This window comes from Kitasatospora sp. NPDC001603, from assembly GCF_040298365.1.
Lineage (GTDB): Bacteria > Actinomycetota > Actinomycetes > Streptomycetales > Streptomycetaceae > Kitasatospora.
The window spans coordinates 38780-56878 of record NZ_JBEPAA010000052.1 but is presented as its reverse complement, the minus strand read 5'-3'; the positions used below and the strand labels follow the sequence as shown (position 1 = coordinate 56878).

Below are 18099 nucleotides of genomic sequence, written 5' to 3'. Positions count from 1 at the left end.
GACCGAGGTGGACGCGCTGACCCTGAGCCAGCGCTCCGCCGGCGCGGGGCGCTGGCTGGTGACCGTGCGGCACCGGGACGGCCGGGCCATCAGTGACCGCCCGCGTCGACCACCTCGATGTCCTCGATGTTCTGCTCGATGGCCTCGGCCGGCAGCGCGACCCGGATCGCCCAGAAGTAGACGCCGAGGGCGAAGACGGCGACCACGCCCATGTCCCACCACATCGGGATGTTGCCGCGGCCCTCGCCGAAGCCGCCCTGCCAGGAGATCAGGCCGAGGCCCACCAGGTAGACCGGCAGCCACTGGGCGGCCCGCCAGTCCAGGCGCGGGGCGTTCGGCAGGCCCTTGCGGATCGCGTAGGCGGCGTAGCTGCCGAGCAGCACGTAGCCGAGGACGATCGCGATGCCCAGGCGGGACAGGGTGTGCCAGCCGGCCCAGTAGATGATCAGGCTGGCGACCACGAAGGCCAGCGGCGAGATCACGCCGCCGAGCGGCAGCCGGTACGAGCGCTCACGGGTGGGCAGGCGGCGGCGCAGCGCGCCGAAGGCCAGCGGGGCGCCGGCGTACATCAGCACGCTGGCGGAGGTGATGAAGCCGACCAGCTCCTGCCAGCTCGGGAAGGGCAGGAAGCAGACGACGCCGGTGACGAAGGAGAGGATCAGGCCGAACCACGGCACGCCCCGGCTGTCCAACTGCTCGAACTTCTGCGGCGCGTAGCCGTTCTTGCTCAGGCCGTAGGAGATGCGGGAGGTGGAGGTGGTGTAGATCAGGCCGGTGCCGCCGGGGGAGACGATGGCGTCGAAGTAGAGCACCCAGGCCAGCCAGCCGAGGCCGACCAGGGTGGCGAGGCCGGCGAACGGGCCCTCGATGCCGGGGAAGTCGAGCTTGTCCCAGCCGTTGGCGAAGGAGCTGAGCGGCAGCGCGCCGATGAAGACGACCTGGAGCAGGACGTAGATCAGGGTGCCGATGGCGACCGAGCCGAGCACCGCGCGGGGGATGTCGCGCTTGGGGTTGCGGCTCTCGCCGGAGATCTGGATCGCCTGCTCGAAGCCCAGCAGCGCGAAGATGATGCCGCTGGAGCTGATCGCGGCCAGCACGCCCTTGATGCCGAACGGGGCGAAGCCGTGCGAGGTGAAGTTCGAACCGTGGAAGTTGGTCAGCGCGAGCACGAAGATCGTCAGCAGCGGGACGAAGATCTTCAGCCAGGTGGCGATCGAGTTGGTGTGGGCCAGCACCCGCACACCGAGGAAGTTGACCGCGACGAAGACGCCCATCAGCAGGACGGCGACGATGAAGCCGCTGGTGGTGAGGGTGCCGTTGTCGTTCAGGAAGCTCTTGGCGAACTCCCAGTGCCCCGCGTACCCGATCATGGCCTCGACCTCGATCGGTGCCACGGTCGCGGCCTGCAGCCAGGAGAACCAGCCGAAGGACATGCCCGCCAGACCGCCGAAGGCGTAGTGCGGGTAGCGGGCCGTGCCGCCGGCGACCGGGAAGAGCCCGCCCAGCTCGGCGTGCACCAGGGCGAGCAGGACGATCGCGACGGCGCCGATGCCCCAGGAGACGAGCGCGGCCGGCCCGGCGACCATGACGGCGTTCTTGGCGCCGAACAGCCAGCCGGAGCCGATGATCGAACCCACCGAGGCCCACAGCAGGCCGATCAGGCCGACCTCGCGGCGGAGCGACCGATGGGTGGGTGTCCCGGAATCGGGAGAGGTGCCGGTGCTCGGCGGGGACAGCTGGTTGAGGGATGCCATGCGAAATCTCTCTGTGGTGTGGGAACCCGGCGGACGGAGCGCGGAGAGTTGCCACACAGTAGGCGTATTCATAGGCCTATGCACAGATTTCATTACTGAATGTTTACCTACTTCCCCAGACATTCCCGCTGGTAGGGGGTCATCTGTTCATGTGTGTGTTACGTGACTCGCCGGTAGGTCCAGCATTTGAGCCGGAATTGAGGTTCCGCACAAGATCCGGCAATGTGGACGGCAAATAGGGTTATAGAAATAGTGGCGGACGCATAGGGATACCGGGCGGAATCGGTGAGGTGCACTGTGGCCGGGGTCGTTCGTTCGCTACGGTATGCGCCACCACCGCGGCACAGCGTTGTGTCCGTGCGCTCGAACCCCTCCCGAGGTGCGCGCAGATGAGACTCACCCCCCACGAGCAGGAACGCCTGCTCATCCACGTGGCCGCCGAGGTGGCCCGCGCCCGCCGGGCGCGGGGGCTGCGGCTCAACCACCCCGAGACGGTCGCGCTGATCACCTCGCACGTCCTGGAGGGCGCCCGGGACGGCCGGACCGTCGCCGAGCTGATGGACTCCGGCCGCAAGGTGCTCACCCGGGACGACGTCATGGAGGGGATCGCCGAGATGATCCCGGACGTCCAGGTCGAGGCGACCTTCCCGGACGGGACCAAGCTGGTCACCGTGCACGGGCCGATCCAGTGAGCGGCGAGCGGGCGTTCCCGGGGCAGATCCTCCACGGGGAGGGCGCGATCGGCCTCAACCCCGGCCTGCCGGTCACCCGGCTGACCGTCGTCAACGCCGCCGACCGGCCCGTCCAGGTGGGCTCGCACTACCACTTCGGGGAGGCCAACCCCGGACTGGACTTCGACCGGTCCACCGCGCGCGGCCTACGGCTGAACATCCCGGCCGGCACCGCCGTCCGCTTCGAACCGGGCATCCCGGTGGAGGTCGAACTCGTCCCGATCGCCGGCCGGCGCGAGGTCCTCGGCCTGCGCGGCGCGGTCGGAGGTGCGCTCGATGACTGACCGCCCCGCCCTCTGGCTGACCCGCGAGCGCTACGCCGACCTGTACGGCCCGACCACCGGCGACCGGATCCGGCTCGGTGACACTAATCTGCTGATCGAGGTCGAGGAGGACCGCGGCCGCGGCGGCGACGAGGCCGTCTTCGGTGGCGGCAAGGTGATCCGGGAGTCGATGGGCCAGGCCCGGACCAGCCGCGCCGAGGGCGCCCCGGACACCGTCGTCACCGGCGCCGTGGTGCTCGACCACTGGGGCGTCGTCAAGGCCGACATCGGCATCCGGGACGGCCGGATCACCGCCCTCGGCAAGGCCGGCAACCCCGAGACCATGGACGGTGTCCACCCGGACCTGGTGATCGGACCGGAGACCGAGGTGATCTCCGGCAACGGCCGGATCGTCACCGCCGGCGCCGTGGACGCCCATGTCCACTTCATCTGCCCGCAGTTGGTGGACGAGGCGCTGGCCTCCGGGGTCACCACCCTGGTCGGCGGCGGCACCGGACCGGCCGAGGGCAGCAAGGCGACCACGATCACCCCGGGGGCGTGGCACCTCGGCCGGGTCTTCGCGGCACTGGACGGCCTGCCGGTCAACATCGGCCTGCTCGGCAAGGGCAACACCGTCAACCGGGCCTCGATGCACGACCAGCTGCGGGCCGGCGCGCTCGGGTTCAAGATCCACGAGGACTGGGGCGCCACGCCGGCCGCGATCGACGCCTGCCTCCGGGTCTGCGACGAGACCGGTGTCCAACTGGCCATCCACACCGACACCCTGAACGAGGCCGGCTTCGTCGGCGACACCCTCGCGGCGATCGCCGGCCGGGGCGTCCACGCCTACCACACCGAGGGTGCGGGCGGCGGCCACGCGCCGGACATCATCACCGTGGTCGGCGCCGCGAACGTGCTGCCCAGCTCCACGAACCCGACCAGGCCGCACACCGTCAACACCGTCTCCGAGCACCTCGACATGCTGATGGTCTGTCACCACCTCAGCCCGTACGTGCCGGAGGACCTCGCCTTCGCCGAGTCCCGGATCCGGCCGTCCACCATCGCCGCCGAGGACATCCTGCACGACCTCGGCGCCATCTCCATCATCAGCTCCGACTCCCAGGCCATGGGCCGGATCGGGGAGGTGGTCCTGCGCACCTGGCAGACCGCCCACGTGATGAAGGCCCGGCGCGGCCCGCTCGCCGGCGACGGCCGGGCCGACAACCACCGGGCCCGGCGCTACGTCGCCAAGTACACCATCAACCCGGCCGTCGCCCAGGGCCTGGACGGCGAGATCGGCTCGGTCGAGCCGGGCAAGCTCGCCGACCTGGTGCTCTGGTCACCCGCCTTCTTCGGGGTCAAGCCGGACCTCGTGATCAAGGGCGGCCAGATCGCCTGGGCGCAGATGGGCGACGCCAACGCGTCCATCCCGACGCCCCAGCCGATGCTGCCCCGGCCGATGTTCGGCGCCATCGGGCGCTCGGCGGCGGCCAACTCGCTCAACTTCACCGCGACGGCGGCGATCGAGGATGGCCTTCCCGAGCGGCTGGCCGAACAGCTGGGGGTCGCCAAGGCGTTCACCGCGATCCGGAACACCCGGGGGGTCACCAAGGAGCGGATGGTCAACAACAGCGCGCGGCCGGACGTCCGGGTCGAACCCGACACCTTCACCGTCACCATCGACGGGGAACTCGTCACCCCCGAACCGGCCGCCGAACTCCCGCTCGCCCAGCGGTACTTCCTCTTCTGATGGGCCTCGCCGCGCTCCTGCTGCTCGCCGACGGCCGGTTCCCCGCCGGCGGGCACGCCCACTCCGGCGGGGCCGAGGCGGCGGTCCGGTCCGGGCGGGTGCGGGACACCGAGAGCATGACGGCCTTCCTCGCCGGGCGGCTGCACACCACCGGTCTGGTGTCGGCCGCCCTGGCCGCGGCGGCCGCCGCCGGCCAGGACGCCGGCCGGCTCGACGCGGCCGCCGAGGCCCGCACCGCCTCACCCGCCCTGCGCGCCACCAGCCGCCGGCTCGGCCGACAACTGCTCCGCGCCGCCCGCGCGGCCTGGCCGCACCCCGGACTCGACCGGCTGGCCGCCGAGTTCCCGCGCGGCGCGCACCAGAGCGTCGTCCTCGGCACCGCCGCGCTGGCCGCCGGCCTCACCCCCGCCCAGGCCGCGACCGCCGCCGCGCACGAGAGCGTCAACGGCCCGGCCACCGCCTGCGTGCGGCTGCTGGGCCTGGACCCGTACGAGGTCGCGGCCGCGCTGGCCCGGCTCGCCCCCGAACTCGACACCGTGGCCGAGGCCGCCGTCACCGCCGCCCTGCGCGGGGACCCGGACGCGTTGCCCGCCGCCTCCGCCCCGCTGCTCGACGTCTACGCCGAGCAGCACCACTCCTGGAAGGTCCGCCTCTTTGCATCGTGACCACGCCGACCCCGTCGACGCCCCCGCCCGCCACACCTACACCTCCACCGCCACCGGCGGCACCCGCCGGCGCGCCCTGCGGATCGGCCTCGGCGGGCCGGTCGGCTCCGGCAAGACCGCCACCGTCGCCGCGCTCTGCCGCCTGCTGCGCGAGGAGCTGTCGCTGGCCGTCGTCACCAACGACATCTACACCACCGAGGACGCGGAGTTCCTGCTGCGCAACGCCGTCCTGCCGCCCGAGCGGATCACCGCCGTGGAGACCGGCTGCTGCCCGCACACCGCCATCCGCGACGACATCTCCGCCAACCTGGAGGCCGTCGAGGAACTGGAGGAGGCGGTCGGGCCGCTCGACCTCGTCCTAGTCGAGTCCGGCGGCGACAACCTCACCGCCACCTTCAGCCGGGGCCTGGTCGACCACCAGATCTTCGTGATCGACGTCTCCGGCGGGGACAAGATCCCGCGCAAGGGCGGCCCGGGGATCTCCACCTCGGACCTGCTGGTGATCAACAAGACCGACCTCGCCCCGCTGGTCGGCGCCGACCTCGACGTGATGGCCCGCGACGCCGCCGCCCAGCGCGGCGCGCTGCCCACCGTGTTCTCCGCGCTCACCTCGCCCGACGGCGTGGCGCCGGTCGCCGCCTGGGTCCGGGAGCGGCTGGCCGACTGGCGCACCCGGCCGTGACGGCTCCCACGGTGACGGCGCCCACGGTGACGGCTCCGGTGACGACGGCCGCGGCCGGTCCCGTCCCGGCCGACGCGCCCCGGGCCGCGCTGGTGGCCCGGGCCCGGATCCGGGCCGAACCCGACGGGCGGGGCGCGACCGCCCTGCCCGTCCTCTCCGGCGCCGGACCGCTCGCCCCACGGCGCACCCGGGACGCCGGCGGCGGAGCCCGGGTGGTGCTCGTCGGCTCGATGGCCGCGCCGCTCGGCGGAGACCGGCTGGCACTCGCGGTCGAGGTGGCCGACGGCGCGGCCCTCACCGTGACCAGCGCGGCCGCCACGATCAGCCTGCCCGGCCCCGGCCCCGCCCACTACGACGTCGAACTGACGGTGGGGGAGGGCGCCCGGCTCGACTGGTGCCCCGAGCCGGTGGTCGCCGCCGCCGGCAGCCACCTCCTGCTGCACACCCGGATCACCCTCGCCGCCGGTGCCCGGCTGCGCTACCGCGAGGAGCAGATCCTCGGCCGCCACCACGACTGGGCCCGGGCCGCCGGCCCCGGCCGGCTCACCTCCCGGCTGACCGTGCGCCGCGCCGGCCGGCTCCTGCTGGACCAGCGGACCGACCTCGGCCCCGGCGCCCCCGGCTGGGACGGTCCCGCCGTCCTCGGCGGCCACCGGGCCACCGGCCAGCTGCTCACCGTCGGCCACCCGCCGCCCGCGCCGCCGCGGTGGCCCGAGGCCGGGGACGCCGCCCTGCTCACCCTGCCCGACTCGGACGCCCGGCTGCTCATCGCCGCGGCCCCCGACGCGCTCGCCCTCCGGCGGGTGCTCGACGGGGACTGAGCGCCGGGGCCGCCGCCGCGGGGCCGCCCCGCGCGCGGCCGGCCGGGCGCTGATCCGATGCGAATGGTCGGACAAGCCCTAGCCTGGGGCGATGACCGATCGCCGGCCCGGCCGCTACCGCCCGCTCTCCCCGCTGCGCGAGCACCTGCGGGAGTCGTTCTGGTTCGCCCCGCTGGTCACCTGCGTCGCCGCGGTACTGCTCTCCGGGGTGACGGCCTGGCTGGACGAGGCCGTGGTCACCGCCAGCGTCGCCGAGACCGGCTCGGCGGACGAGCTGATGCGGTTCACCGGTGCGGCCAAGAGCGTGGTCTCCACGGTGAGTTCGGCGATGCTCACGTTCATCGGCGTGGTGTTCTCGATCTCGCTGGTCGCCCTGCAGATGGGCGCCAGCCAGTTCTCCCCGCGCGTCCTGCGGCTGTACGTCCGCAGCCGGCTCACCAAGGCCACCTTCTCGGTCTGCCTGGCCACCTTCCTGTTCGCCCTGCTCGTCCAGCTCAGCTACGACGACTCCACCGACCCGGCGAAGGTCACCTCGGTGCCGGTCTTCTCCGGCCTCGGCTCCCTCCTGCTGGTCCTGCTCAGCCTGGCGCTGTTCGTGCTCTACGTGCAGTCCACCATGCGGCTGCTGCGGGTGCCGCACGTCATCGACCGGGTCGCCAACGAGTCGGTGGCGGTGATCCTCCAGTACCGGCGGATGCCGCCCGAGCCGCAGCCGCCGGCCGTCCCGGAGGGGGCGCCCACCCTGCTCCACGAGGGGCGCTCCGGGGTGCTGCGCGACGTCAACATCGGCCGCCTGGTCCGGATCGCCCGCAAGCACGACGCGGTGCTCCATCTGGTGCCCAGGATCGGCGACTTCATCACGCCCGGCACCCCGATCGTCCGGGTGGCCGGGGCCGCCGACCGGCCGCCGCGCCCGCGGGGGATCGCCCTGGCGCTCAACGTCGGCGTCGACCGCACCATGCACCAGGACCTCAGCTTCGGGTTCCGGCAGCTGGTCGACATCGCGATCCGCGCGCTCTCGCCCGCCGTCAACGACCCGACCACCGCCGTGCAGGCGATCGACCGGATCCACCAACTGCTCGGGATGCTGGTGCACGAGAGCTTCGGGGACCTCTGCTTCCGCGACCGGGCCGGCGCCGTCCGGCTGGTCGAACCGGTGCCGGACTGGCAGTCCGTGGTCGACCTCGCGTTCACCGAGATCCGGCTCTGCGGGGCGGGCCACCCGCAGGTGACCCGCCGGCTGGCGGCCGCCCTGGACGACCTGCTGCTGATCAGCCCCGACCGGCGGCGCTCGCAACTCCTGGAGCAGCGGCGCCTGTTGGACCGTGCCGTGGTCGAGCAGCTGCCCGATCCGGAGGTCCGCGCCTTCGCCCTGCTGCCGGACCGGCAGGGCATCGGCTGAGGAGCCCCGGGGCCGGGCCGCCGCCCGACTACCCGGCCGCCACCAGGTCGGAGGGGTCGGTGTTGGCGCCGCAGAGCAGCACCGCGATCCGCTCGCCGGCCACGTCGTCCAGCTCCGTCACCGCGGCGAGCGCGGTGGCCGCCGCGTGCTCGACGGCGATCCGCCGCTCGTCCCAGAGCGCCTGCCGGGCCCGGACGATGGCGTCGTCCGGTACCAGCACGGTGCGGACGCCGTCCTGCCGGGCGGCGTGCACCGCCAGCGCGGTGGCCCGGCGGGCCCCCAGGGAGTCCGCGGCCACCGAGTCCACCGGGACGTCCACCGGGTAGCCGGCCGCGAGGGCCGCGCCCAGTGCCCGGCTCCCCGTCGGCTCCACCGCCACCACCCGCACGCCGTGCTCCCGCGCCGCGGCGGCCACCCCGGCGAACAGTCCGCCACCGCCCACCGAGACCACCACCGTGTCCAGACCGGGCAACCGGGACACGATCTCGTCCAGCACCGTCCCGGCCCCGGCCGCGATCAGCGGGTGGTCGTACGCGTGCGAGGCGAGCGCGCCGCCGTCCGCCGCGAACTCCTCGCAGGCCGCCAGCGCCTCGGCGTACTCGCGGCCCGCCAGCCGCACCTCGGCCCCGTAGGAGCGCAGCCGGGCCACCTTGACCGCGGGCGCGGTCTCCGGCAGGAACACGGTGGCCCGCACGCCGAGTTCGCGGGCCGCCCAGGCGCAGGCCAGGCCGGCGTTCCCGCCGGAGGCGATGGTCACCCCGGCGGCCGGGAGGGTGCCCGCCTCGGTGTGCGCGAGCAGGAAGTTCTGCGCCCCGCGGGCCTTGAAGCTGCCGGTGTGCTGGAGGTACTCCAGGGCCAGCCAGACCCGCCCGCCGTCGTCCCCGGGTGCCACCACCACCGGCCGCACCCGCCCCGCGATCCGCCGCCCGGCCGCCTCGACCTCGCCGTACGTCAAGTGCTCCACGCTGCTGCTCCTCCCGGTCCGGGGGTGGAAGCCGACTTCCACCGCGTCACCGCCGACGGTACGTCGCGGCGGCCCACCAGCAGAAGATCATGACCGCCCGGCGGGGGCCGCACAGGGGTCGGGGCCGGGCGGCCGCGTAGGCTGACCGCCATGCGTTCCGTGATTCTTCCGCCGCCCGCCCGCTAGCGGGCGCGCTCCACGATTCCCCGCCCGGCGGCGCCGTCGCCACCGGGCCGCTGGATGCCGCCCGCGTCGACCGCGGACGTCACCGGCCCACCATCGTGGAGAACCAACGCATGACCACTCGTTCCGCCGTGCCGCTCCGGCACGGCCTGCTGTCCATCTCGGCCGCCGCCGTCGCCTGGGGCCTGGGCGGCGCCGCCGCCGCGCTGCTGCTGCGGACCACCGGGCTCGGCCCGGTGGCCGTCTGCTTCTGGCGGTTCGCCGTCGCGGCCGGCTGCCTGGCCCTCCTCCCCGCCCGCCGGGGGCGCGCCGGTGCGCGCGGCGCGGCCCTGCTCACCGGGCTCGGGCTGGCGGTGAGCCAGTGCGCCTACTTCGGCTCGGTGCAGTACGCCGGTCTCGGCCTCGGCACCCTGGTCACCATCGGTGCGGGGCCCGTCCTGACCAGTCTCGGCGCCCACCTGCTGCTCGGTGAGCGGCTCACCGTGCGGGCCTCGGCCGCGATCGCGGTCGCGCTCGGCGGGCTGGTCCTGCTGGTCGCCGCCCCGGCGGCCGGCCCGCGGCCGGTGCTCGGCGTCGCACTCGCCGTCCTGGCGGGCGCCGGGCAGAGCGGCCTCACCCTCTGGGCCCGCGGCGGCGGTTCGGCCCGGGCGGACGTCGGCGCCTTCACCACCGGCATGCTCTGCCTGCTGCCCCTGGCCGCGGCCGACGGGGTGCTGCCGACCGCAGGCGGTCCGGCGCTGACGGCGGGCGCGCTGCTCTTCCTGGGGACCGTCCCCACGCTGCTCGCCTACCGCTGGTACTTCACCGGTCTGACGGCCGTCCCCGGGGCGACGGCCGCCGTGCTGGTGCTGCTGGAGCCGGCGACCGCCGCGCTGCTCGCCACCGTCTGCTTCGGCGAGCCGGTGACCCCGGCCCTGCTGGCGGGCTCCGTTCTGCTGCTGGCCGCGATCGCGCTGCTCACCCGGGAGAGCGGCTGACCGCTAGGGCCACCCGCGCCCCGCCCGGTCGACGGGGGGCGCGGGCGGCCCTACGGCACCGGCCGCAGCGTCGGCGGAGCAGGTGTCAGGGCGCGCAGCACGAGGTCGACCTGGACCCGCACCGCGCCGGCCCGGAGCAGCGCGGTGGAGACCGCGCGCAACTCCTGGGGGCCGCCGCAGACGAGCCGCAGTTCGAGGTCGGCGCCGCCGGCCAGCGCGAACCCGCTCCGGATGGCCGGGAACTCGGCGGCGAGCCGGTCGAAGTCGAGCGGTACGGGGCCGAAGCGGACCCGGACCAGGGCGTGCAGGGGCCGCCCGCCGCCGGGGTGCGGGGTTCCCCCGGGCCGGGCCGCCGGCCCGGGGGAGCGCTGTCCCGGGCCGGCGGCCCGCCGGTCCGGTTCGGGCGACCGGGCGCCGGGGACGAGCCGGAGCGTCGTCACCGGTGCTGGAGCTCGGTCCGGACAGCCGCCGCGGTGGGGCCGGTGGGCCCGGCGGGCGTGCTGGCCGCGCCCTCCCGGGCGGGCCTGGCGACGGGCGGTGCCACCAGCCGTGGATCCAGGACCAGGGCGTCCACGCCGAGCGGCGCGGCGAGCGCCCGCAGCGCGGGCTCGGCGAGTTCGGTGCACGCCTGTTCCGGTCCGAGGAGCGCGGTCAGCGCCTCGGTGGTGGCGAAGCCCACCGCGCAGCGACGGCCGTCGCGCAGGCGGAAGAGCCGGAGGGCGGTGGTGGATCCGGTGACGGTGACCGGGACGTGCCAGACGACGGGGGCCATGCGGTGCTCCCAAGGAGTGGTGGGGCCTGCGGGAACTGCTCACTCCGACGCTAGGGCGGCGGCGGGCCGTCGGTCGCTCCCCTGACGCGGCGTTGACCGAATGCGGTGCTGTGTTGACGGAGTCCTGACGGTCCCCGGACTTCCCCCCGATCATGCCTTCCCTTTCCTTCCCTATCCGCCCGACCGTCGTGGTAGTTTGCGTAATGATAAGGAAGATCAAGGAAGTGAGGCCTGGTGGCGCCCTACTACTCGGTGGAACAGGTGGCCGAACTGCTGGACCTGCACGTGCGCACGGTGCGCGGCTACGTCCGGGACGGCCGCCTCCGGGCGACCAGGATCGGCAAGCAGTACCGGATCACCGCCCAGGACCTCGCGGAGTTCACCGGTGCCCAGGCGCCCGCGCCGGCCGAGGAGCGGCGCCACGCCGAGGCCTCGACCATCGTGCAGATCGACGCGATCGGGACGGTGGAGGCCGCCCGGCTGGCCAACACCCTGATGGCGGCCGTCGCGGGCCCGCGCGAGGACGGACCGCTGCGGGTCCAGACCCTGCACGACGAGCAGCGCTCGACGCTCAAGGTGGTCATCCTCGGGGGTCTGGCCGACACGGCCGAGCTGCTCGTCATCGTCAACGCACTGATCGGGGAGAACGCCGATGTCTGAGTCCGCCGTCACCGTCCTGCGCCTGCCCGCCGACGGCCCGCCGGTGCGCGACGAACGGGATGCCACCGATCTGATCGGTGACGCGTTCGCGGCCGGCGCGGCCTGGGTCGTGGTGCCCGCCGAGCGCTTCGAGGAGGACTTCTTCCGCCTCGGCACCCGGATCGCGGGCGGGATCGTGCAGAAGTTCGCCACCTACCGGCTCGGACTGGCCGTCATCGGTGACATCTCCCGCCACACCGACGGCAGTGGCCCGCTGCGGGACTTCGTCCGGGAGAGCAACCGGGGCGGCCAGCTCTGGTTCCTCGCCGACGAGGCCGAGTTCGACGCCCGGCTCGCCGCGCACCGGTGAGGCCGCCGGCGGGGGGTTCCGCGGGCCCGCGCCCCGCTGCTCCGCTTGCCCGGCGCCCGCCCCGGGACGACGGTGGAGCTGACCGCCGCCGGCCCGCCCGGGCGCGGGAGCGCACTCCGGTGCGGGGGGAGGTGGAGCGAAGGGGCGAACACGAGATATCTTGACATCAAGACGTTGGAGACGTGAAGCGGAGTACCGATGACTGACTCGACCATCATCTATACGCACACCGACGAGGCGCCGGCCCTGGCAACGTACTCGTTCCTGCCTGTGGTGCAGGCTTACGCCTCGACGGCGGGTGTGCGGGTGGAGACTCGCGACATCTCCCTCGCCGGGCGGATCATCGCGAGCTTCCCGGAGCGTCTGGAGGAGGGCCAGCGGATCGAGGACGCCCTCGCCGAGCTGGGCGAACTCGCCAAGACCCCGAGCGCCAACATCATCAAGCTGCCGAACATCTCGGCCTCCATCCCGCAGCTGAAGGCGGCGGTCGCCGAGCTCCAGGCGCAGGGCTACGCGCTGCCGGACTACCCGGACGACCCGCAGACGGACGAGGACAAGGACGTCCGGGCCCGCTACGACAAGGTCAAGGGCAGCGCGGTCAACCCCGTCCTGCGCGAGGGCAACTCCGACCGCCGTGCCCCCGCGTCGGTCAAGAACTACGCCAAGACGCACCCGCACCGCATGGGCGCCTGGTCGGCCGACTCCAAGACCAACGTCGCGACCATGGGCGCGAACGACTTCCGGTCCACCGAGAAGTCCGTGGTGGTCCCCTCGGCCGGCTCGCTGCGCATCGAGCTGGTCGCCGAGGACGGCACCACCACCGTGCTGCGTCCGTCCGTCCCGGTCCTGGCCGGCGAGGTCGTCGACGCCTCGGTGCTGCACGTCGCCGCGCTGCACGAGTTCCTGGCGGCCCAGGTCGCCCGCGCCAAGAGCGAGGGCGTGCTGTTCTCGGTGCACCTCAAGGCCACCATGATGAAGGTCTCCGACCCGATCATCTTCGGCCACGTGGTCCGCGCCTTCTTCCCGAACACCTTCGCCAAGTACGGCGAGGCGCTGGCCGCGGCCGGTCTGAACCCGAACAACGGCCTCGGCGGCATCCTGGGCGGCCTCGAGAAGCTGGAGAACGGCGCCGAGATCAAGGCCTCCTTCGAGGCGGAGCTGGCCGAGGGCCCGGCCCTGGCCATGGTCGACTCCGACAAGGGCATCACCAACCTGCACGTGCCGAGCGACGTCATCGTCGACGCCTCGATGCCGGCCATGATCCGCACCTCCGGCCATATGTGGGGCCCGGACGGCAACGAGGCCGACACCCTGGCCGTGCTGCCGGACAGCAGCTACTCCGGCGTGTACCAGGCCGTCATCGACGACTGCCGCGCCCACGGCGCCCTCGACCCGGCCACCATCGGCTCGGTGCCGAACGTCGGCCTGATGGCCCAGGCGGCCGAGGAGTACGGCAGCCACGACAAGACCTTCGAGATCGCCGCCGCCGGCACCGTCCGGCTCGTCGACGACGAGGGCAACGTCGTGCTGGAGCAGGCCGTCGAGGCCGGCGACATCTTCCGCGCCTGCCAGACCAAGGACCTGCCGATCCAGGACTGGGTCAAGCTGGCCGTCACCCGTGCCCGCGCCACCGGCGACCCGGCCGTCTTCTGGCTGGACGAGAACCGCGCGCACGACGCCGTGCTGATCGAGAAGGTCAAGACCTACCTGCCGGAGCACGACACGGCCGGTCTGCAGATCGAGATCAAGACCCCGGTCGAGGCCACCAAGTTCTCGCTGGAGCGCATCCGCCGCGGCGAGAACACCATCTCGGTCACCGGCAACGTGCTGCGCGACTACCTCACCGACCTCTTCCCGATCCTGGAGCTGGGCACCAGCGCCAAGATGCTGTCGGTCGTCCCGCTGATGAACGGCGGCGGCCTCTTCGAGACCGGCGCCGGCGGCTCCGCCCCGAAGCACGTCCAGCAGCTGGTCAAGGAGGACTACCTGCGCTGGGACAGCCTGGGCGAGTTCTTCGCGCTGGCCGCCAGCTTCGAGCACCTGGCCCAGACCACCGACAACGCCCGCGCCCAGGTGCTGGCCGACACGCTGGACCGCGCCACCGGCACCTTCCTCAACGAGGACAAGTCGCCGAGCCGTCGCCTCGGCGGCATCGACAACCGCGGCAGCCACTTCTACCTGGCCCTGTACTGGGCCCAGGAGCTGGCCGGGCAGACCGCCGACGCCGAGCTGGCCCAGGCGTTCGCCGGTCTGGCCGAGGCGCTGGCCGGGCAGGAGCAGGTCATCGTCGAGGAGCTCATCGCGGTGCAGGGCTCGCCGGTCGACATCGGCGGCTACTACCAGCCCGACCCGGCCAAGGCCGCGGCCGTGATGCGTCCCTCGAAGACCTTCAACGAGGCGCTCGCCAACCTCGGCTGATCCCAGCCGGGCGGAGTCGGCACCAAGCCGGCACCGAGCCGTACCGGGAGGCCCCCGGGTCCGTTCGCGGACCCGGGGGCCTCTCCGCGTCCGGCGGGGCGGGCGGCCGGGCGGCTCACCACCGCCAGCCCACCACCGCCCCCGCCGTCGCGAGCAGCAGCACGGCGACGGCGTTCGCCCGGGGGTACATCAGGCCCGTCGCGACCACCTCGCGCAGGACGGCGCTGGGCCAGTAGTACCCGGCCGTCGGCGCGCCGACGACCTGCCCCGGCACCCCGGCCCGGCGGGTGGTCACGGCGGAGCGCAGCACGTGGAAGCTGCTGGTCACCACGGTGCAGTGGTAGCCGGGCCGTTCGCGCTCCATCAGCTCGCGGCTGAAGGCGAGGTTCTCGGTGGTGCTGGTGGCCTTCTCCTCCAGCCGGATCCGCTCCCGCGGGCAGCCGGCGGCGACCAGGTGGTCCGCCATCGCCGAGGCCTCGGTGCAGCTCTCGTCCGGGCCCTTGCCGCCGGTCACCAGCATCAGCGGCGCGTGTCCGGCGGCCTCCTCGGCGCGGTAGAGCGCCATCGCGCGGTCCAGCCGGGCGGCCAGCAGCGGCGGCACCTCGCAGCCGTTCAGCCCGGCGCCCAGCACCACCAGGTAGTCGGCGCCGGGCCGGGGGGCGAGGCGCCGGTACAGCAGGGTGTACCCGAGGAAGCAGAGCAGCAGGAAGGCGCCGTAGCCGCCGAGCAGGACGGCGGCGCCGGCCGCCGCGCGCAGCGCCCGGACGCTGAGGTAGGTGGCCGAGAGCAGCAGCCCGAGCAGGGCGAGCAGGGCGGCGCCGGCGAGCAGGGACAGCAGGCTGGCCGGCCGGGTGCCCTCCCGCCGGACCATGGTGACCCCGTTGGCCACCAGCAGGGCGGCCGCGACCAGGCCGCTCAGCCAGACCGCGCCGGCCACCCCGGCGGTGACGGCGCTCGCGGCCGACGAGGAGAAGTGGCCGACCGCGCTCACCGTGCCGAGCGCCGCGCAGACGCCGATCAGGCCGATCAGCACCCCGTTGCCCAACCGTCTCGGTTCCTGGATCCGGGAGAGCAGGACCACGGCGAGCAGGGCGGCCATCAGAAGCGCTTGCATGCCCGGATCCTAGGCGGTGTCGGCAAGGTCGCGGCGTCGCGGGCCCGGCGGGACACTGCCAACACCCCCCAGGCGCACACGCGCGGGCGCCGCCGCCCGCCGGGCTGGTCCCGGCGTGCGACGGCGCGGGTGATGGGGCGGGTAGGGGCCGGAGGCGGGCTCACCCCTCCTCGTGCGGGCGGGCGTGGCGGGGCAGCAGGAAGGCCACCAGGAAGGCCAGCGCGAGCAGGCCCGCGCTGAGGCCGAAGGTCCAGTCGGCCGCGTGCCGGAAGCCCTCCGGACCGGCCCAGCCGAAGAACGCGGTGCCGAGCAGGGCGACCCCGATCGAGCCGCCGAGCTGCTGCTGCGCGTTGAGCACGCCGGAGGCCGAGCCGGTCTCGGCGTCCTCCACACCGGCCAGGGCGATGTCGAAGAACGGCGCCATGATCAGGCCGAGTCCGAATCCGGTGACCAGCAGCGCGGGGATCAGCGCCCAGCTGGTCAGGCCGCCGGCCCAGTGCTCCACCGAGACCCAGAGCCCGAGCGCGCCGGTGGCGGCGACCGCCATCCCGGCGTGCAGCACCCGGCGGCCGTAGCGGGGGCCGAGGACGCCGCCGGAGAGCACGGCGCCGGCCACGATCCCGAGCGAGAGCGGGATCATGCTCAGGCCGGAGTGCAGCGACGTCCAGCCGAGGCCGAGCTGGAGGTAGAGGGTGAAGGTCAGCAGCAGGCCGGAGAGCGCGGCGAAGAAGACCAGGCCGGTGGCGAGCGCCGAGGTGAAGGCCCGCTTGGCGAACAGCGAGGGCTCGATCAGCGGGGTGCCCCCGCGCCGCAGCACGCTGCGCTGGTGGAGGGCGAAGAGCCGGAGCACCGGCAGCGAGGCGGCCATGGCCAGGTACGTCCAGAGCGGCCAGCCCAGCTCGCGGCCCTGGACCAGCGGGTAGACCAGCAGCAGGACGGCGGTGCTGAGCAGCAGCACGCCCACCGGGTCGAGCCGGCCGGCGCCCTCCGCCCGGGTGGTCCGGTTGGCGGGCAGGATCCTGACGGCGGCCACCACGGCGAGCAGCCCGAGCGGCAGGTTGATCAGGAAGACCATCCGCCAGCCGGTGCCGAACCAGTCGGCGTCGGTGAGGTAGCCGCCGAGGGTGGGGCCGAGGACGGAGGAGAGCCCGAGGATCGGCCCGAACAGCCCGAAGGCGGCGCCGATCTCCTTGGGCGGGAACATCGCCTTGATCAGGCCGAGCCCCTGCGGGATCAGCAGTGCGGCGAACAGGCCCTGGACGGTCCGGGCGGCGATCAGGGTGCCCGCGCCGGTGGCGGCAGCGCAGAGCACGGAGGCGAGCGTGAAGCCGGCCGCGCCGAGGACGAACAGGCGCTTGCGGCCGAAGAGGTCGCCGAGCCGGCCGCCGGTGATCAGCAGCACGGCGAAGGCGAGCGTGTAGGAGGCGGAGATCCACTGGATCTGCGCGTCGCCCCCGCCGAAGTCGCGCTGGATGGCGGGGGAGGCCACGCCGACGATCGTGGTGTCGAGGAGGTCCATCACCTCGGCGGCCAGGATCACGGCGAGGGCGGCCCAGCGCAGCCGGTATCCGGCCGGTTCGGGCTCGGCCGCGGTGGCGGCCGGGGGCGGGGCGGTCTGACTGGTCATGAGGGGGCTCTCCGGGATCCGGGACTGGGGGCTGGGACTGGAGGCTGGGGCGAACTCTGTTCGCCTCGACGAACACTGTTTTCTTCGACGAACAGTGTTTTCCCATGGAACGGTGTTCGTGTCAAGTACGCTGGGACTCGTCGCCGACCACGAAGGAGCCCCGATGACCAGTGCCGCCCCGCGTCCGAGCCGGCCAGCGCACTGGCAGGAGAAGGAGAAGGCGCCGGCCAGGCGCCAGCCGCTGAGTCGCGAGCGGATCGTCGAGGCGGCGCTGCGGATCGTCGACACCGAGGGCATGGACGCGCTGAGCATGCGACGGGTCGGCCAGGAGCTCGACACGGGGGCCGCGAGCCTCTACGCCCACATCGGCGGCAAGGAGGAGCTGGTCGAGCAGGTCCTCGACATGGCCTACTCCGAGATCGAACTCGAGGAGCCCGACGCGGCCGACTGGCAGGAGCAGATCAAGCGGCTGATGCGCCGCTCCCGGGACGCCCTGCTGGCGCACCGGGACCTCGCCCGGGCGGCGGTGGTGGCCAATGTGCCCACCACGCCGCACGCCATGGACATCGCCGAGGCCATGCTCGGCATCCTGCGCGCGGGCGGCCTCGACGAGCAGACCGCCGCGTACGGGGTCGACGTGCTCGGGCTCTACACCACGGCGACCACCTACGAGGTGTCCACGCGTGGGGGCGGGAACTCCCAGGACTACACCGACCAGGTGCGGGAGTACTTCGGCACCATCCCCGCCGACCGCTATCCGATGATCACCTCGATGGCGGCGGCGCTCACCCGCAACGTCGGTGACGAGCGGTTCGAGTTCGGTCTGGACATTCTGGTGGCCGGCCTCGCCCGCCAGAACGGCTGGAAGGCCTGAGCCGCCGGGGAGCCGGCGGCCGGGGACGACGAAGCCCCCGCCGGTGGGGCGGGGGCTTCGTCACGGTGTCGGGGGCGGTGCCGGCGCGGCCGG

18 protein-coding genes are annotated in these 18099 nt (G+C 73.8%); 12 read left to right on the top strand and 6 right to left on the bottom strand.

The annotated features are described in order from the left end of the window. Window positions 1–89: 89 nt before the first annotated feature. On the bottom strand, window positions 90–1754 hold the full coding sequence (locus tag ABT263_RS27565; RefSeq protein WP_352294313.1) for an APC family permease: 1665 nt from the start codon (window positions 1752–1754) through the stop codon (window positions 90–92). Between the two features lie 389 nt (window positions 1755–2143). Between ABT263_RS27565 and ABT263_RS27560 the strand changes: the two genes are divergently transcribed. The 7 genes from ABT263_RS27560 to ABT263_RS27530 all read left to right on the top strand — a co-directional run bounded on the left by ABT263_RS27560 (window position 2144) and on the right by ABT263_RS27530 (window position 8068). Continuing rightward, a complete protein-coding gene (locus tag ABT263_RS27560; RefSeq protein WP_329490983.1) occupies window positions 2144–2446 on the top strand; it encodes an urease subunit gamma in 303 nt (100 codons plus the stop codon). Beyond that, complete coding sequence (locus ABT263_RS27555) at window positions 2443–2769, top strand: urease subunit beta (RefSeq protein WP_329490984.1); 327 nt, start codon at window positions 2443–2445, stop codon at window positions 2767–2769. Before ABT263_RS27560 ends, ABT263_RS27555 begins: the two co-directional genes overlap by 4 nt. Continuing rightward, window positions 2762–4498 (top strand): urease subunit alpha, encoded by a 1737-nt coding sequence (locus ABT263_RS27550; protein WP_352294311.1) that lies wholly within the window; start codon window positions 2762–2764, stop codon window positions 4496–4498. The genes ABT263_RS27555 and ABT263_RS27550 overlap by 8 nt, the downstream gene beginning before the upstream one ends. After that, entirely contained in the window at window positions 4498–5163 is a 666-nt protein-coding gene (locus ABT263_RS27545; RefSeq protein ID WP_352294309.1) for an urease accessory protein UreF, read from the top strand. Before ABT263_RS27550 ends, ABT263_RS27545 begins: the two co-directional genes overlap by 1 nt. After that, window positions 5153–5845 (top strand): urease accessory protein UreG, encoded by a 693-nt coding sequence (gene ureG, locus ABT263_RS27540; RefSeq protein WP_352294307.1) that lies wholly within the window; start codon window positions 5153–5155, stop codon window positions 5843–5845. Before ABT263_RS27545 ends, ureG begins: the two co-directional genes overlap by 11 nt. A 38-nt stretch (window positions 5846–5883) precedes the next feature. Next, complete coding sequence (locus tag ABT263_RS27535; protein WP_352294318.1) at window positions 5884–6666, top strand: urease accessory protein UreD; 783 nt, start codon at window positions 5884–5886, stop codon at window positions 6664–6666. Window positions 6667–6757: 91 nt separating this feature from the next. Continuing rightward, complete coding sequence (locus ABT263_RS27530; protein ID WP_352294306.1) at window positions 6758–8068, top strand: DUF2254 domain-containing protein; 1311 nt, start codon at window positions 6758–6760, stop codon at window positions 8066–8068. A 28-nt stretch (window positions 8069–8096) separates the two neighbouring features. On the opposite strand, the gene ABT263_RS27525 is transcribed toward ABT263_RS27530, so the two are convergent. Then, complete coding sequence (locus ABT263_RS27525) at window positions 8097–9032, bottom strand: serine/threonine dehydratase (protein WP_352294304.1); 936 nt, start codon at window positions 9030–9032, stop codon at window positions 8097–8099. A 296-nt stretch (window positions 9033–9328) separates the two neighbouring features. Here ABT263_RS27525 and ABT263_RS27520 point away from each other — a divergent pair, with 296 nt between their 5' ends. After that, on the top strand, window positions 9329–10192 hold the full coding sequence (locus ABT263_RS27520) for a DMT family transporter (RefSeq protein ID WP_329490991.1): 864 nt from the start codon (window positions 9329–9331) through the stop codon (window positions 10190–10192). A gap of 50 nt (window positions 10193–10242) precedes the next feature. On the opposite strand, the gene ABT263_RS27515 is transcribed toward ABT263_RS27520, so the two are convergent. Beyond that, a complete protein-coding gene (locus tag ABT263_RS27515; protein ID WP_352294302.1) occupies window positions 10243–10632 on the bottom strand; it encodes a hypothetical protein in 390 nt (129 codons plus the stop codon). Then, a complete protein-coding gene (locus ABT263_RS27510) occupies window positions 10629–10964 on the bottom strand; it encodes an SAV_915 family protein (protein WP_352294300.1) in 336 nt (111 codons plus the stop codon). The genes ABT263_RS27515 and ABT263_RS27510 overlap by 4 nt, the downstream gene beginning before the upstream one ends. Before the next feature lie 234 nt (window positions 10965–11198). Here ABT263_RS27510 and ABT263_RS27505 point away from each other — a divergent pair, with 234 nt between their 5' ends. The 3 genes from ABT263_RS27505 to ABT263_RS27495 all read left to right on the top strand — a co-directional run bounded on the left by ABT263_RS27505 (window position 11199) and on the right by ABT263_RS27495 (window position 14391). Further along, on the top strand, window positions 11199–11624 hold the full coding sequence (locus ABT263_RS27505) for a helix-turn-helix domain-containing protein (RefSeq protein WP_352294299.1): 426 nt from the start codon (window positions 11199–11201) through the stop codon (window positions 11622–11624). After that, window positions 11617–11973, top strand: a complete 357-nt coding sequence (locus ABT263_RS27500) for a DUF4180 domain-containing protein (RefSeq protein ID WP_352294297.1) — start codon at window positions 11617–11619, stop codon at window positions 11971–11973. Before ABT263_RS27505 ends, ABT263_RS27500 begins: the two co-directional genes overlap by 8 nt. 198 nt (window positions 11974–12171) lie before the next feature. After that, window positions 12172–14391 (top strand): NADP-dependent isocitrate dehydrogenase, encoded by a 2220-nt coding sequence (locus ABT263_RS27495; protein WP_352294295.1) that lies wholly within the window; start codon window positions 12172–12174, stop codon window positions 14389–14391. A gap of 115 nt (window positions 14392–14506) precedes the next feature. On the opposite strand, the gene ABT263_RS27490 is transcribed toward ABT263_RS27495, so the two are convergent. Both ABT263_RS27490 and ABT263_RS27485 read right to left on the bottom strand, forming a co-directional pair. Then, window positions 14507–15505, bottom strand: a complete 999-nt coding sequence (locus ABT263_RS27490; RefSeq protein WP_329490996.1) for a YdcF family protein — start codon at window positions 15503–15505, stop codon at window positions 14507–14509. Between the two features lie 160 nt (window positions 15506–15665). Next, window positions 15666–17132, bottom strand: coding sequence for an MFS transporter (locus ABT263_RS27485; RefSeq protein WP_352294293.1), 1467 nt, complete (start codon window positions 17130–17132; stop codon window positions 15666–15668). Between the two features lie 163 nt (window positions 17133–17295). Between ABT263_RS27485 and ABT263_RS27480 the strand changes: the two genes are divergently transcribed. Next, window positions 17296–18006 carry a TetR/AcrR family transcriptional regulator gene (locus tag ABT263_RS27480; protein ID WP_352294291.1) on the top strand — a complete coding sequence of 237 codons (711 nt, stop codon included), beginning with the start codon at window positions 17296–17298 and terminating at the stop codon, window positions 18004–18006. Window positions 18007–18099 lie beyond the last annotated feature (93 nt).

Coding starts and splice junctions, on each gene's coding strand:
- ABT263_RS27565 (WP_352294313.1), bottom strand. CDS start 1,754: ATGGCATCCCTCAACCAGCTGTCCCCGCCGAGCACCGGCACCTCTCCC.
- ABT263_RS27560 (WP_329490983.1), top strand. CDS start 2,144: ATGAGACTCACCCCCCACGAGCAGGAACGCCTGCTCATCCACGTGGCC.
- ABT263_RS27550 (WP_352294311.1), top strand. CDS start 2,762: ATGACTGACCGCCCCGCCCTCTGGCTGACCCGCGAGCGCTACGCCGAC.
- ABT263_RS27545 (WP_352294309.1), top strand. CDS start 4,498: ATGGGCCTCGCCGCGCTCCTGCTGCTCGCCGACGGCCGGTTCCCCGCC.
- ABT263_RS27530 (WP_352294306.1), top strand. CDS start 6,758: ATGACCGATCGCCGGCCCGGCCGCTACCGCCCGCTCTCCCCGCTGCGC.
- ABT263_RS27520 (WP_329490991.1), top strand. CDS start 9,329: ATGACCACTCGTTCCGCCGTGCCGCTCCGGCACGGCCTGCTGTCCATC.
- ABT263_RS27510 (WP_352294300.1), bottom strand. CDS start 10,964: ATGGCCCCCGTCGTCTGGCACGTCCCGGTCACCGTCACCGGATCCACC.
- ABT263_RS27500 (WP_352294297.1), top strand. CDS start 11,617: ATGTCTGAGTCCGCCGTCACCGTCCTGCGCCTGCCCGCCGACGGCCCG.
- ABT263_RS27495 (WP_352294295.1), top strand. CDS start 12,172: ATGACTGACTCGACCATCATCTATACGCACACCGACGAGGCGCCGGCC.
- ABT263_RS27490 (WP_329490996.1), bottom strand. CDS start 15,505: ATGCAAGCGCTTCTGATGGCCGCCCTGCTCGCCGTGGTCCTGCTCTCC.
- ABT263_RS27485 (WP_352294293.1), bottom strand. CDS start 17,132: ATGACCAGTCAGACCGCCCCGCCCCCGGCCGCCACCGCGGCCGAGCCC.
- ABT263_RS27480 (WP_352294291.1), top strand. CDS start 17,296: ATGACCAGTGCCGCCCCGCGTCCGAGCCGGCCAGCGCACTGGCAGGAG.